The organism is candidate division WOR-1 bacterium RIFOXYB2_FULL_36_35 (genome assembly GCA_001771505.1).
In the GTDB taxonomy this organism is placed as follows: Bacteria; Margulisbacteria; WOR-1; order XYC2-FULL-46-14; family XYC2-FULL-37-10; genus XYB2-FULL-36-35.
The window spans coordinates 16962-31857 of record MEUA01000009.1 but is presented as its reverse complement, the minus strand read 5'-3'; the positions used below and the strand labels follow the sequence as shown (position 1 = coordinate 31857).

Annotated in this window: 18 protein-coding genes and 1 other annotated feature; of the genes, 16 read left to right on the top strand and 2 right to left on the bottom strand. The window is 36.0% G+C overall.

Annotated elements, in window-relative coordinates:
• From A2290_02265 to A2290_02200, 14 genes are all read left to right on the top strand, one after another.
• Nucleotides 1-545, top strand: a 545-nt coding sequence (locus A2290_02265; GenBank protein ID OGC16430.1) for a formate dehydrogenase family accessory protein FdhD, incomplete at its 5' end; no start/stop codon positions are given.
• Nucleotides 534-678, top strand: a binding site (molybdenum cofactor riboswitch). (Overlaps the previous gene by 12 nt.)
• Entirely contained in the window at nt 669-1529 is an 861-nt protein-coding gene (locus A2290_02260) for a hypothetical protein (GenBank protein OGC16432.1), read from the top strand. It overlaps the preceding feature by 10 nt.
• Nucleotides 1522-2166: a tungstate transporter permease gene (locus A2290_02255; GenBank protein OGC16429.1), complete on the top strand. Its 645-nt coding sequence runs from the start codon at nt 1522-1524 to the stop codon at nt 2164-2166. Before A2290_02260 ends, A2290_02255 begins: the two co-directional genes overlap by 8 nt.
• The gene (locus A2290_02250; protein OGC16428.1) at nt 2163-2741 is read left to right on the top strand and encodes a hypothetical protein; all 579 of its coding nucleotides are present in this window, start codon (nt 2163-2165) and stop codon (nt 2739-2741) included. Before A2290_02255 ends, A2290_02250 begins: the two co-directional genes overlap by 4 nt.
• A gap of 5 nt (nt 2742-2746) precedes the next feature.
• A complete protein-coding gene (locus A2290_02245) occupies nt 2747-3925 on the top strand; it encodes a hypothetical protein (protein ID OGC16427.1) in 1179 nt (392 codons plus the stop codon).
• Nucleotides 3909-4712, top strand: a complete 804-nt coding sequence (locus tag A2290_02240; protein OGC16426.1) for a hypothetical protein — start codon at nt 3909-3911, stop codon at nt 4710-4712. Before A2290_02245 ends, A2290_02240 begins: the two co-directional genes overlap by 17 nt.
• A gap of 165 nt (nt 4713-4877) precedes the next feature.
• Nucleotides 4878-5333, top strand: a complete 456-nt coding sequence (locus tag A2290_02235) for a molybdenum cofactor biosynthesis protein C (GenBank protein ID OGC16425.1) — start codon at nt 4878-4880, stop codon at nt 5331-5333.
• A complete protein-coding gene (locus tag A2290_02230) occupies nt 5306-5731 on the top strand; it encodes a molybdenum cofactor sulfurase (protein OGC16424.1) in 426 nt (141 codons plus the stop codon). The genes A2290_02235 and A2290_02230 overlap by 28 nt, the downstream gene beginning before the upstream one ends.
• On the top strand, nt 5728-6210 hold the full coding sequence (locus A2290_02225; protein ID OGC16423.1) for a molybdenum cofactor biosynthesis protein: 483 nt from the start codon (nt 5728-5730) through the stop codon (nt 6208-6210). Before A2290_02230 ends, A2290_02225 begins: the two co-directional genes overlap by 4 nt.
• A 175-nt stretch (nt 6211-6385) precedes the next feature.
• Nucleotides 6386-7216 (top strand): hypothetical protein, encoded by an 831-nt coding sequence (locus tag A2290_02220; protein ID OGC16422.1) that lies wholly within the window; start codon nt 6386-6388, stop codon nt 7214-7216.
• Between the two features lie 138 nt (nt 7217-7354).
• Complete coding sequence (locus A2290_02215; GenBank protein OGC16421.1) at nt 7355-8608, top strand: hypothetical protein; 1254 nt, start codon at nt 7355-7357, stop codon at nt 8606-8608.
• Between the two features lie 393 nt (nt 8609-9001).
• Nucleotides 9002-9751 carry a hypothetical protein gene (locus A2290_02210; GenBank protein OGC16420.1) on the top strand — a complete coding sequence of 250 codons (750 nt, stop codon included), beginning with the start codon at nt 9002-9004 and terminating at the stop codon, nt 9749-9751.
• Between the two features lie 155 nt (nt 9752-9906).
• Nucleotides 9907-10770 (top strand): glycine--tRNA ligase subunit alpha, encoded by an 864-nt coding sequence (locus A2290_02205; GenBank protein ID OGC16419.1) that lies wholly within the window; start codon nt 9907-9909, stop codon nt 10768-10770.
• Nucleotides 10771-10811: 41 nt separating this feature from the next.
• Nucleotides 10812-12869: a glycine--tRNA ligase subunit beta gene (locus A2290_02200; GenBank protein OGC16431.1), complete on the top strand. Its 2058-nt coding sequence runs from the start codon at nt 10812-10814 to the stop codon at nt 12867-12869.
• Between the two features lie 12 nt (nt 12870-12881).
• Here A2290_02200 and A2290_02195 read toward each other — a convergent pair whose 3' ends face one another.
• Entirely contained in the window at nt 12882-13493 is a 612-nt protein-coding gene (locus tag A2290_02195; protein ID OGC16418.1) for a hypothetical protein, read from the bottom strand.
• Between the two features lie 110 nt (nt 13494-13603).
• Between A2290_02195 and A2290_02190 the strand changes: the two genes are divergently transcribed.
• Nucleotides 13604-14119: a hypothetical protein gene (locus A2290_02190; GenBank protein ID OGC16417.1), complete on the top strand. Its 516-nt coding sequence runs from the start codon at nt 13604-13606 to the stop codon at nt 14117-14119.
• The gene (locus tag A2290_02185; GenBank protein OGC16416.1) at nt 14106-14294 is read left to right on the top strand and encodes a hypothetical protein; all 189 of its coding nucleotides are present in this window, start codon (nt 14106-14108) and stop codon (nt 14292-14294) included. Before A2290_02190 ends, A2290_02185 begins: the two co-directional genes overlap by 14 nt.
• A gap of 222 nt (nt 14295-14516) precedes the next feature.
• Here A2290_02185 and A2290_02180 read toward each other — a convergent pair whose 3' ends face one another.
• Nucleotides 14517-14858, bottom strand: a complete 342-nt coding sequence (locus A2290_02180; protein OGC16415.1) for a hypothetical protein — start codon at nt 14856-14858, stop codon at nt 14517-14519.
• Nucleotides 14859-14896 lie beyond the last annotated feature (38 nt).

Here is a 14896-nt window from a genome sequence, read left to right as displayed (position 1 = left end):
TTGAAACCGATTTGTCAGGGCTTGATGAAAATATTGCATTTAAAAGGCTTTACACATCAGGCTGTGGAAAAGGGATAATCTTTTACAGCGCGGGAGACCTAATCAATAGAAATAAGTTATCGGAAGGATTAAAAGTAGAAGCGTCTAAAATAACAGAAGCAATGGCTAACTTTACTCAAAGCTCTGAAGAGTTTAAAAAAACTGGCGGAGTGCATAGTGCGGCTTTATGTAATAAAGAAGGAGGTGTATTAAATTTTAAGGATGATATAGGCCGGCATAATGCAGTAGACAAAGTAATCGGCACTGCCCTCTTAAATAAAATAAATTTTGAAGATAAATTTGTATTATTGAGCGGCAGGATATCATCAGAAATATTTTTCAAGTTAAAAAAGTGTGGGATATCGATAATTGCTTCAATAAGCGCACCGACAAACCAGGCCGTGAAAATGGCAAAAGAGATGAATTTAACTCTTATCGGTTTTGTCAGAGGTCGGCGTATGAATGTTTATAGCGCAGAGGCAAGGATTGTAATACAAGCTCTTTGAATCCGACCCAATTTTGCCTGCAAGCTGTAATGGCTATGGCGATTGGGCGATAGGGCCAAACTGGAAACGGGTTGACCTCCCGTTCTCGAAGATATCGAGAACATTTTTGGAAAGGAGAAAAAGATGTTTAACATTAAAAATTTATTAGTTTCTGCTTTTATTGCTTTGTTTTTTTTGCTTTTTTCGTCTTTTTTTGTGACATCTTTTGCTGCTTCAAAAAATTTAATTCTTGCAACAACTACAAGTACTGTGGATTCGGGTCTTTTGGATTTTTTAATCCCTATTTTTGAGAAACAAACCGGATATACCGTAAAAACTATAGGGGTAGGATCCGGAATGGCAATAGAAATGGGAAGACGAGGCCAAGCAGATGTTTTGCTTGTGCATTCTCCAAAAGATGAAGAAAAACTTGTAAAAGATGGATTTGGAATAAACAGGCAACCTGTAATGCATAACGATTTTGTGCTTTTAGGGTCTGCAAATGACCTTGCAAAGGTCACATCCGCAAAGAATGTTTTAGAGGCTTTTAAAAATATAGCCTCAAGCGGTATTCCTTTTATTTCTCGAGGGGATAGCTCCGGAACCCATAAAAAAGAACTCTCAATTTGGCCAAAAACTAATGCAGTCCTATCAAACACATGGTACATAGAAGCAGGGCAGGGAATGGGAGCAACACTAACTATTGCGAATCAAAAAAATGCTTATACAATATCTGATCGTGCCACTTATCTGGCCTTTAAAGATAAAATCAATTTAAAGATTTTGTATGAAGAAGTAGAGGCAGTTCGCGAACTGCCCTTACTTCAAAATCCATATCATGTAATTGAGGTAAACCCTGAAAAATTTACAACCATCAATTATGCAGGAGCAAAAGCATTTTCAGATTTCTTGGTTTCTCAAAAGACCCAAAAACTTATCGAAAATTTTGGGAAAGATAAATTCGGGGGCTCTTTATTCTTTGGAGATGCAAAAGTAAGTGAATGAAGTTCTGGAAATAATCTGGATGACCCTTAGGGTTTCGGGAACTGCTCTTCTTATATCAGTATTTTTTGGTATAAGTCTGGGTTTTTTTGTCGCTCTAAGGGAATTCCCTTTAAAAAAAGTATTAATTGCTCTTATTAACACAGGAATGGGACTGCCTCCTGTTGTTGTCGGATTGTTGGTTTTGCTCTTTTTATGGCGTGGGGGACCACTTGGTTTTTTAGAATTGATTTACACTCCTGTTGCTATGATTGTGGCGCAAATAGTACTTGCAACTCCGATAATAGCAGGACTAACACTTGCAACCATCCAGCAAATACCGCAGAAACTAAAATGGCAGGCGCAAGCCTTGGGGATAAAAGGATGGCAGCTTGTTTGGTTGTTTATTAGAGAAACAAAACTTTCGCTTCTTGCCGCAATTATGGCGGGTTTTGGAGGAATTATTTCAGAAGTTGGAGCTGTAATGATTGTGGGAGGAAATATTAAAGGACAAACACGGGTTTTAACAACATCAATTGTCCTTGAATCACAACGAGGAAGCATAGAATTAGCATTGATATTGGGTTTGATTTTGCTTGTAATTTCTTTTTCAGTAAATATTGGATTGACACTTATCCAACAGAGGGTTAAAAAATCATGATAAAAGCATTACTTGGACCTAATGGTACTGGCAAAAGCACTTATTTGCGACGATTGATGGGTTTGGAATCAGGGGCAATTAACCTTGAAATGGCTATGGTTTTTCAAGAGCCGCTTCTTTTTAACTTGACTGTTTTTGAAAATATCTCTTTAGGATTAAAAGCACGAGGATCAAAGAATATAAAAGAAAAAGTTACACATTGGATGGAAATATTTGGGATATCACATCTAAAAGAGAGAAGAGCCACAACTTTATCATCCGGAGAAGCTCAAAAAGTATCTTTAGCACGAGCAATGGTTCTTGACCCCAAAGTATTATTTTTAGACGAGCCTTTTGCGAACCTTGATTTTCGATCTCAAATAATAATTAAGAATAAAATAAGAGAAATCATAAAAGAAAATAATATAGATACTATTTGGGTAACGCATAATAAAAATGAAGCGTTAGAGGTTGCAGATTATATTATGATAATGATCGATGGTAAAATAGTTCAGGAAGGGGAGCCGAAAGAAGTATTAAAAAATCCATCAACAAAAGAAATTCGATTGTTTTTAGATGTATATAATGGAGATTGACTTTATTGATATTACCTAAAAAAGCGTTAAATATAATTTTAAGCCAAGCAAAAATTCTGGGAATAGAAGAAGTTAATATTTCAGATTCTCTAGGTAGAATCCTTGCCCAAAAAATTTATTCGGATACTGATATGCCTCCTTTTAATAAATCGGGGATGGATGGGTTTGCAATAAAATCAAATGACAAATCAGAAACATTTGAAATAATTGAAGATATTCCTGCAGGATATGTGCCGCAAAAAAAGATTACCAAAGGGAAATGTTCAAGAATTATGACGGGGGCTATAGTTCCTCAAGGTGCCGATATTGTAATTCCCGTAGAAAACACAATACACATTACAAAAAACACAATACACATTACAAAATTCCCTCAAAAGCCGAATATCGCCAAAAAAGGAGAAGATGTAAAGAAGGGAGCATTAATATTAAATCCTGCATGCGAAATTCGTCCACAGGAAATCGCCATTTTTGCTGCTGCAGGAAAAGCAACTGTTAAAGTTTACAAATTGCCAAAAATTTCCATTATCTCAACTGGTTCAGAACTTGTAGAGCCTAACGAAATCCCGCAGAAAGGACAAATAAGAAATAGCAATGGTCCAATGCTTCTTGCCCAATTAAAAAGACTAGGGATCAAGGGGAATTATTTAGGGATAGCAAAAGATGATTTTGAAACTACAAAACAACTCATAGAAAAAGGACTTGAAGAATCGGATATTTTAATTTTATCTGGTGGCGTATCGGTTGGTGATTATGATTTTGTAAAGGGAGCTCTAAAAGAATGCGAGGTTGAAATCATTTTCGATAAAATTGCAATAAAACCTGGAAAACCAACTACATTTGGCATAAAAGGCAATAAGTATGTTTTTGGTCTTCCGGGGAATCCAGTTTCTGCATTTATTATATTTGAGCTTTTTATAGTTCCTTTTATTGAAAAATTAACAAATCAATATATTACAGACAAATTCAAAGAATTTATATTAGGAGAAGATTTTGAAAGAAAAAAAGTCGATCGAGAAGAATATATTCCTGTTATCATTTTTGGCAACACAGAGCCAAACATCTATTTAACAAAATTTCATGGCTCCGGGCATCTTCATTCTTTAAGAGTAAATGCAATTATGAGAATCCCAAAAGGTGTAAAGCAAATTAAAAAAGGCGAAGCGGTATATGTTAGATCAATTTAACCGAGAGATTTATTATCTGCGCATATCGGTTACAGATCGTTGTAATCTGCGTTGTACCTATTGTATGCCAAAAGATGGGATAAAACTTAAGCGCCATGATGAAATTTTAAGTTTTGAGGAGATTTTGGAGATAGTAAAAACGGCTGTAAAGCTTGGGTTTTATAAATTCCGTCTGACAGGCGGGGAGCCTCTTGTTCGTCGAGGAATTGTTGATCTTGTAAAAATGCTCTCTTCTGTCCAAGAGGTACAAACCCTTGCCATGACGACCAACGGGATTTTACTTCCTCAATACGCAAAAGATTTAAAAAAGGCTGGTCTTACTCGATTAAATATAAGTTTGGATTCTTTAAAAGAAGACAGGTATAAAATTATTACCTGTGGCGGGAATTTAAGCGAGGCTTTGGCCGGAATAATTGCGGCAAAAGATGCGGGCTTTGAAAAGACAAAATTAAATATTGTTTTGGTTGACGGTTTTAATGATGACGAAAAAGAAGATTTTATGAAATTTGCTGACGATAATAATTTAAAAGCCCGTTTTATAAAAAAGATGGACTTGAAAAGCGGAGATTATTATAAAGTGGAAGGGGGAGAAGGGGGGCATTGCGCGATTTGTAATCGGATAAGACTTACAGCTGATGGCAAACTTCGTCCGTGTTTATTTTCCGATTATGAAGTTGATATTAGAAAAGAGCCTTCATTAGAGGATGCTTTTTTAAAAGTTGTGAATCATAAACCGGAGCGGGGATACAAAACAAGCAATAGGGAGATGTATCAAATAGGAGGATAGTTGAGTAATAGTGTGAGTCCCCACACCAAAAATCTTTGGTGTGGGGATGAGTGTGAGTCTTTAGTAATTAGCAAAACATTTAAAAATTCTTCTCCCTTTGGGAGAAGGTGAGTGGGGAAGAGATATCAAATAAAGAAAAATCGGATGAGGGTAAGGAGGATTCTTATGAAAAACAAATTTTCTCATACAGATAAACAAGGCAAAGCTAAAATGGTTGATGTTGGAAATAAAGCTGTTTCTAAAAGAGAAGCAGTTGCCAAAGGGTCTATTTTTCTATCAAAAGAGACTATTAAGTTAATAAAAGAAAACCAAATTAAAAAGGGTGATGTTTTAACTGTCGCAAAGATCGCTGGGATTCAGGTAGCAAAAAAAACATCAGAATTAATCCCACTATGCCATCCTTTACTATTAGATGACATCTCAATTGATTGTACAATATTTCATAATCATGTAGAAATTACTTCTACTGTGAAATGCACAGGCAAAACAGGGGTTGAGATGGAGGCATTGACGGCTGTTTCCATTGCGCTCCTTACTGTTTATGATATGTGTAAAGCGGTTGATAAAAATATGAAAATGGGAGATATTGTATTATGCCAAAAGTTAAAGCGACCTGTATAAATAAAGAAAAGGGTCGAAAGTTTTCTACCGCACAACTTAACCTGATTCAAAATCTTGGGGTTGAGGGAGATTTTCATGCAAAAGGAGGAGATCGCCAGGTCAGTTTGCTTGCTTCTGAAAGTATTGATGAGATGAGGAAAAAAGGATTAAAGCTTGATGATGGGGCTTTTGGCGAAAACATAATTACAGAAGGGCTTGACCTTGTATCTCTAAAAATCGGGCAACATTTAAAACTTGGCGAAACAGAGGTTGAAATTACAAAGATTGGGAAAGAGTGTGTTGCCAGATGCCAAATTTATTATCAGACAGGAGATTGCATAATGCCGAGAGAAGGAGTTTTTGTGAAAGTTTTAGCTGGCGGTATTGTAAAAAAAGGGGATGAGATTATAGTTTTATGAAAGTTGGCATAATAACTGTTTCGGATAAGGGATCAAAAGGAGAGCGGGAAGATTTAAGCGGTAGGGCAATAAAAGAAATTGTTAAAGCGGATTCATATGAGTATTGTATTGTTCCTGATGAAAAAGAAGATATCTCCAAGGCAATAGTTGATTTTGTAGACAATAAATCCTGCAATCTTGTTTTGACAACAGGAGGGACGGGCCTTTCTTGTCGTGATGTTACGCCTGAAGCTACAAGTGATATTGTTGATCGTCTAATTCCCGGAATATCGGAAGCTATACGAATGGAATCTTTTAAAATCAACAAGAGAGCGATTCTTTCAAGAGCGCTTTCTGGCACAAGAGGCAAAAGCCTGATAATCAATTTGCCAGGGAGCTCAAAGGCCGTAAAAGAGTGTTTGGAAATAATTTTGCCTGTTATTCCACATGCCCTAGAAATTTTGGAAAAGGGAAGTGTTGAATGCGGAAGGCCCTCCTAACAAATTCTTATCTAGAACAACAGTTGCTAAAGTTACTAAAAAAAATACTAAAAAAAATGATGGTTTTATAGAATTTTTTATAATATAATGTGAAACAATTAAAATGAATCCCAATTAGGATAATCGGGGTAAAATGTTTGGATTTTGTTCTTCTTAATTTTTTGGAGGCAAATAAATGGATGAAATAGATGCTTCAAGTAAAAATCCTTCTTTAGTGGCCGATACTCTTTCAAAAACGATTTGTGTGCAAAAAACAAATACTTCTATATTGAAACTTATTGTTTTGGGCATTTTAGCCGGCCTTTATATAGGATTTGGATCTGCAATTGCGACCCTTGTTGCAACCGATGTTTTTAGGTATGTTGGCTTAGGCTTGGGGAAGTTTTTTGTTGGTGCGGTTTTTAGTGTAGGGTTTATTCTTATTATTGTTGCGGGTGCGGAGTTGTTTACAGGAAATAACCTTATGTTAATGAGTGCTTTAGACGGACAAGTTCCTATGAGTAAAGTTGTATATAAATGGATTGTAGTTTATTTTGCTAACTTCATTGGAGCTGTATTTCTTGTGGCAGTTATGTTTGGTTCGGGTCTTTGGAAAGAGGGGCATTTTGTGTCGGGAGTCGCAGCGTTAAATATAGCAAAGGCAAAAGTTGGTCTTGCGTGGGGAGAAGCTTTTTGGCGTGGAATGCTTTGTAATATTCTTTTATGCCTTGCTTTTTGGATGGCAACCGCATCTAGTAGTGTAATAGGAAAAATATTAGCAGTGTTTTTTCCTGTCACAACATTTATGGCTTTGGGTTATGAACACTGTATTTCTAATATGTATTTTATTCCTATGGGCATTTTGCTTAAAGGGACAAGCGCAGCGTCTTTATCAGGACTTAATTTATCAAGCCTGACATGGGGGAATATGATTGTAAACAATCTAATCCCGGTAACTCTTGGCAATATGGTTGGCGGTGCTTTTGTCGTTAGTTTTCTTTATTGGATGGTATATGTAAAACAATGATGATGACTATTTTGCAATCTTATTTTGTAGAATTTTATGATTTTTCTTATGGACAAAGAAACATTATTTGTTATAATAGAGCCTTGAAATCAAAAACAGGATGCCTTTAATTTAGAAAAAAGGAGGTGAGATGAATATATGAAAAAGGCTAGTATGAAAGAATATATAAAAAGGAGTGTGACGATGAAAAAGAGTTTAGCATTGTTAGTTATTTTTGCTGTTATGCTTTCTCTTCCAGCAGCTGCTCTAAAGTTTAAAGACATGACTGATGATCACTGGGCAGCAGATTCAGTCTATGATTTAGTTAGCAGAGGGATTACTAATGGCTTCCCAGACGGGACATTTCGTGGAAACGAGAAATTGTCACGATATGAAACAGCCCAGTTCCTCTCGAAAATGGCTAAATCCATAGAGAAGAATGCAAATGGAGGAGTTTCAGAAGCTGATGTGGAAAAAGTAGTAAAAAAAGTTTTGGGTAAAACATCAGCGCCTGTTGGTACCGGCGCAACGATTTCTGGCCAGGTTTTTGCTGTTAATACTACAGTTTTGGAGCAAAATGCTACTCCTACCGCAACCAGCATTACTCGAGCTTACATAACTGCTACGGAGAAACTTGGCACAAATGCAATTGCCAAAGTAACACTTGATACCCTAACAGGAGGTAACAGCTTTTTAAAATATGCCTATGTTGATCTTCTTGACTTTGTTGCAATCGATAACTTCAACTTAAACGCGAGAATCGGTGTGCAACCAACATATTGGTCAAATTGGGTTGATAGCTTCTTGGGTCTTCGTGTTGTTTCTGCCAGCATGTTGTCTTCCAGTTATGCTGATCCGACAGCTGATATCGGACTCGGCCTTATGGGGGCAATAAATGTTGAATATCTTCCATCAGTCAATTATTTAGTAACTGGCTTAAATGGAAACGGTTTAAATCCTGAAAACGACAGAGCAAAGGATTTAGCTGGAAGACTTGATGCCGAAGTTTTACCAGGCGTTACAGTTGGTTTAGGGGCTAAGGTTGAAAACATAGGGCAATCCGTAGGCACTACCGACTTAAGAAAACTTTTGAACGTGTTGGTTGGATATAAAGCTGACATGGGCAAAGTTTACGGGGAAGTTGCTTATGGCAAAAATACCATGGGACTTAGTGCTGCAGGGTTGCTTAACCTTGGAGCATTTGATGAAATGATGAATCCTTATGGTTTATTTGCTCGTGTTGATATTTATGACCCGAACCGTGGTGTTGGCAGTGATAGTGTAACAAGTATTTTTGTTGGTGGAACATATAATTGGAACAGCAATGTGAAACTTGTTGCCGATTATGATTCAACAACTCAAAACAGCACCACAACAAGTCAGGTTTCTTTGAGAACAGAAATATTGTTTTAGTTGATTTTATAAGTTGACTTTTCTAAAAAGTTGATAAGACTTTAAAGAGAGTTAACAATAGGGAGGGAGAGGCGACTCTCCCTCCTTTTGTTTTTCTTCTATTTACCCCGATTATTCATACCTGGGAAACGTTCCAACACTCTGATAGAATTCTGTTAGTCTATAAATAATCGGGGTTTACTCGTGGTATGAACCCCGATTATGATAATCGGGTTGAATAATCGGGGTTTATTTCAACACCTAAAAAACTTTAAAAATAATCCGAAATTGATTAAATCTATTTGCGATAAAAGTTAAAGAGTAATTTTGTCAGGATTCTTTGGGTGAGCTTTTGGGACTGTTGCGAAATAAACATCCCATTCAACAGGCTCTTTTATAAAACTGGAGTTTAACATGTGGGTAAAAAGACTTTTTACTAATAGATTTAGCGGGCAGAAGTCTGTAACAACGCAAACCCCTATTGCAAATAATTATGATGAATTTTTAAAGCAAGCTTCAGGATTTTTGAAAGAAAGAAAATATAGTGATGCTGCCGAATACTATACGAAAGCTTTAAAATATTTACCTCAGTCAATTTCTTTGCATTACGCAAGAGGAATATCTTATTTGGCCGAGGCCAATAATGTTTTTGACTTAGAACAAAAAAAGCTTCTTACTAAAAAAGCAGTTGATGATTTTAGTTTTGTAGTTGCAAATAATCCTGACCATGCTGACGCCTGCAGATATATTGCATTTTCTTATTTTAATCTTGATGCTGATTTATATGCTGTGACATATTTTATAAAAGCGGCAAAGCTTTATTTTCATCACTTAAAATATGAAAAGGCTATAGATTGTTTTGAAAGGGCATTATACATAAAAGAAGATTCCATTGATGCTTTAAATGGAGTGGTTATGGTTTATAAAAATTTAAAAAACAGAGAGGGAACAGTTGAAGCATTAGTCAGGTTGGGTCAGGTTTATATAGATTGCGGAAAATATGAAGCTGCAAGTAAAATTGAAGCGTTAATAAAACAAAGTTTTCCCGATGTTGTATCATCAAAAATTGGCATAGACAGGAAAAAGATGTTGGATGAAATTGTGTTGACTGATGACGATATAGATATAGATGTAGATGGGGATGAAGACTTGGGGATGGGATAATAAGTCTTGTCTTTCTTTGTCTTAACCCTGATTATTCACGGTAAAACCAGAAATTAACAAACTATTTGAGCTTTATTCTGGCATGAATACTCGGGGTAAGCATTTTTCCTGCAGTTTATTATCATTAAATGGCGTGATATAATTCTTTTTAATTGATGAAAAAAACCGTTTTAAATTTCCAGCAGATAGTAGAAAAATTAAATAGTTTCTGGGCAGACCAGGGCTGTGTGATCCGTCAGCCTTACGATACAGAAAAAGGGGCGGGCACAATGTCTCCTGCAACTTTTTTAGGAGTGTTAGGCGATAAGTCTTGGAACGTTGCATATATTGATCCTGTTCGTCGTCCGACTGATGGGCGCTATGGCGAAAACCCCAACCGTCTTTTCCATTATTTTCAATATCAAGTCGTAATGAAACCTTCTCCTATTGAAATACAAGAGATGTACCTTGATAGCTTGCGCACGATCGGGATAGAGCCTGCAAACCACGATGTCCGTTTTGTTGAAGACAACTGGGAGTCTCCGACGCTTGGCGCATGGGGGACGGGGTGGGAAGTTTGGGCGGAAGGGATGGAGATTACACAATTTACATATTTTCAGGAGTGTGGGGGTTATCCTTGTAATCCAATTCCCGTTGAAATAACTTATGGACTAGAGCGTCTTGCGATGTTTATTCAGAAAGTCGACAGTGTTTACGATATCGCATGGAATAATACTGTAAAGTATAGCGATGTCTATTTAAGACAGGAAAAAGAACATTCCCGTTATAATTTTGAAGAGGCGAATATTGATTCGCTTTTTAAGATGTTTGAGCTTTATGAAAAAGAAGCGCTCGACGTGCTGCAAAAGAAATTAGTCCTACCCGCGTATGATTATGTGTTGAAATGTTCACACACTTTTAATATTCTGGATGCGAGAGGGGCTGTTTCTGTAACCGAGAGGATGCAATATATATTGAAGATAAGAAAAATGGCGAGGCTTTGCGCTCAGATTTATCTCGGAGATATCGATCTTAAATGAAGAAAAAAGATAGAAAAAATAGATTCCGGATCAAGTCCGGAATGATACAAAATAATTTACTTTTAGAAATCGGTTGTGAAGAGATTCCTGCCCGGTTTATGGATAAATTGGTTTTAAATTTCAAAAAAAATGCGGGTGAAAAATTACTAACTAACAGGCTATCGTTTAAATCTCTGCAAGCATATGGAACTCCACGTCGTCTGGTTTTGTTTGTAGAGGATTTACCCAAAAAACAGCAGGATATAGTAGAAGAGATTAAAGGCCCTCCAAAAAACATAGCTTATGATCAGAATGGAAAATTTACAAATGCGGCAAACGGGTTTGCCTCCAAATTCGGAGTTTCTGAAAACAATCTTTTTGTAAAAGATAATTATCTCTTTGCGAAAGTTGAGAAAAAAGGATTGCCTACCGATAAGGTTTTGACTTCTCTGTTGCCTGAAATAATTACTTCTCTTTATATGCCGATAAGCATGAGATGGGGAGATGGAGACTTTAAGTTTATAAGACCGATACATTGGATTGTGGCTCTTTTCGGATCCAAAATTATCAAATTCGAACTGGCAGGGATTAAATCATCCAATAAAACAAGAGGACATAGGTTTTTATATAAACAGAAAAAACTTGTTATTGAAAAGGCGGATATTTCTTACTATAAATCTAAGCTTTTAAAAGCATCGGTTATAGTTGATCAGGATGAAAGAAGAGAAAAAATAAGAACTTTGGTCAAAAGTAAGAATAATATGGCTTTGGATTATGATGATCTTTTAAATGAGATTACGTATCTTATTGAATCTCCTTATGTATTTGAATGCTCTTTTGACAAGAGGTTTTTATCTTTGCCTCGTAAAGTTTTGGAAGCTGTCATGATAAAACATCAGCGGTATTTTCCTGTTGTTGATGTAAAAAATAAGATAGCTTCTGATTTTATAATAGTTACAAACGGTTGTAACGCGGAAAATGTGAAGGATGGCAATAAACGTGTTATAACTGCTCGCCTTTCTGATGCGAAATTCTTTTTTGATGAGGATAGAAAGGTACCCTTAAAATCAAGGATTAGCGGTTTAAGGCGTGTCCAGTTTTTGGCGGGATTGGGGGATATGGAACAAAAGACGGAGAGGCTGCGCAAGCTTTCTCATTTTATAGGGAAAGAATTAAAAGTTGACGATAAATCGTTAGCATTGATAGATAGGACTGCTTTCCTTTGTAAGGCCGATCTTTTAACGCAGATGGTATTTGAATTCCCTGAGCTTCAGGGTGTTATGGGGAAAGAATATGCGATGATTTCGGGAGAAGAAGCACTTGTCTCTTTGGGGATATATGAGCACTATCTTCCGCGTTTCTCGGAAGAGGGGCTTCCTGAAACAGTTACGGGAAGGGTTGTTTCTTTGGCGGACAAGATAGATACGGTATGCGGCTGTTTTGGAATTGGTAAAATTCCTTCAGGGTCGGCGGATCCTTATGGTTTGCGCCGGGCTGTAAACGGAATAATAAGAATAATAGCAACCAATCAGACCGAAATACTTCTTGATCTGGTTTTTGATCAGTCCTTGAAATTGTATAGCTCAATTTTAAAAGAGGTTGATTTTGAAAAGGTTTATAAGAAGATTTTGGAATTTATTGGGGTTCGTTTAAGAGGGATGCTTCTCGAATTAAAATATAGCCAGGAAGTGATAGATGCCTCTTTTGCAAATCTGGAAAACATCTCTTTTGTCTATCGCATCGCGACAGCTTTAGATGTTTATAAAAGAGAGATCTGGTTTTCCGGAATTGTCGCGACGCATGATAGGGTTTTTAGAATTGCTTCAGGAGCAGAAAGATCACAGATAATGGAACATGACCTGGTAGAAGAAGAAGAGAAGAATCTTTATAAATTATATTTAGAGGTTAACTGGAAGGTCGAAGATCTTTTAAACAAAAAGGCGGATAAAAAGGCTCTTATTGAGTTATCAAAACTTACCCTTCCTGTTGAGACCTTTTTTGAAAAGATTCTGGTTATGCATGAAGATGAACGGATAAAGACCAATCGGTTAGCTTTGCTTAAGTCTATAAACAATCTCTTTTTTAAAGTAGCGGATTTTAGAAAGATGGTCTTAGCCTAACGGGTTTTACTGCTACTTGTTTCCCTGCATAAATTTACAATTTGAAGCAAAAATAGATAGGCGACGAAGTTGTATAAGATTGGACAAATTTATATGTAAACCAAAATAGTTGACAAATAACGCACCAGCTAACATAGATATTTCGAAACCTTTTATTGTATAAACTCCGTAACAAACCAAAGAAACCGCAGATAAACCAAATAAATCTCCCACACAGCCCCACACTGCATCCTTATATTTCCTACTATAAGAATTATAACAACCAAACGTAATATCTTCTATCAACTTTTCAACATCCCTGTCATCACGCACTAAAAAGTCTTTTCCGAGGTGTGATGCTATGTCTTTAATTTCGGTTTTATAAAAAGACATTATTTGAGGGTAATTTTCTTTTTCTTTTTGCTGATTTTGGATATTTAAATATGCGACCGCTCTTTCTATTGTAAGTCCTGTATAATAAGGGTGCCCTAAGAAAAGATTTGGAATTCTTGTTTTGTTTAAGAAATTTCCAAAGCTATATGCGATTGTTGATAATCTCTCTTTGGTTCTTTCGCAATTCCTAAAAGTCCTCATCCCTTGTGCAAGTGCTCTAACTGTTAATGTTTCCCGTACTCTTAAAGACATTTTATCCCCTTTTTTTAAAGCTAATTCTTAGATTTCTCTATATAATATTATCGTTTTTTTTTTTTTTGAAATTTCAGGCGATTTAAGGGGAATTGTTGTATAATAAAAAAATGGATTATAAGAAAAAAATACCTGTTTATTTATACTACGAGGATATCTTCAGAGAAATGGATGAAGAAAACATTAAATATTTGCTTATTGGGGGAGTTGCAGTCAATTTGCATGGAATTCCAAGGGCGACAGGCGATATCGATATGCTTATTGCCATGGAAAAAAAGAATGTCCAAAAATTTGTTGAAATTACGAAAAAACTAGGTCTAAAACCAAAAATTCCTGTCCAAGCTTCCGATCTGGCGGATTCAAAAAAATTGAAAGAATGGAAAAAAGAAAAAAATATGCAGGTTTTTTCTTTTATACATCCTGACAATCCGTATATTACCATAGATATTATGACTGAAAATTATATCTCTTTTGAGCAAGCTTATAAGAGAAGGAAGAAAACAAAAGCATGGGGAATTAATGTTTCGGTCGCGTCTATTCCCGATTTAATTAAATTAAAAGAAATATCAGGCAGGACACAAGATTTAGCTGATATTGAGGCCTTGAAAAAATATGGCAAAAAATAAGGGTTCCCAAAAAGGATTTACATATGTGTGCTCTAGAGAAAAAGCAAAAGAATACCAAAAACTTTCAGCCCAGCAAAAACTTGAATGGCTTGAAAAGATGAACCGATTTCTTTATTATTTTATGCCAAAAGAGAACAAGGTCTTTGCGGAAAAATTGCGAAGAGGAGAGATTTAAAAAAAATCAGATTCTGGAGCAAATCTCTTTCTCAAAGTAGCGGAGTTTGGCAAGGTGGTATTGTAAGAATATTATACTTTTGCTTTCTTCAAGAGAAATTAAACTTGGGACTTTAATGTAATTTTATCAATATTAAATCCATTTAAAATTATTGTTTGCCCTGCCTTAAAAGTATGCCAATCTTTAGCCAAAGTAAGTTCTTTGAGTTGGGATCGTAGGTACTTACTCTCTTAACATTCTCTTTAACTTTGCATGCGAGAGAATAGGGACTCGATCTCCTTCTTTTGGCGGATCGTTTAAAACTCTTGATAAATATGTAAAAATATCTGCATCGCATTCTTCATGTAATGCATGTGAAGCAAATTTCCTTACTTCACTTCTTGTACTGAATCTTACAAGATTCATTAAAAAAGTTTGCAACTCCTTTCCCCTAAATTTTCTAATAACTCCAAGTTCGCTTACTTTCATGTCTAATACCGGCTGACGGCGTAACTGGCTAAAACTTAGATTCCTCATGTTTATTCTTCCTGCAATTCTTAAACTTTCTCCCAATAATATACTCATACCTCAACACCTCTTTTATTTTTATCGTTTTTTTTTTT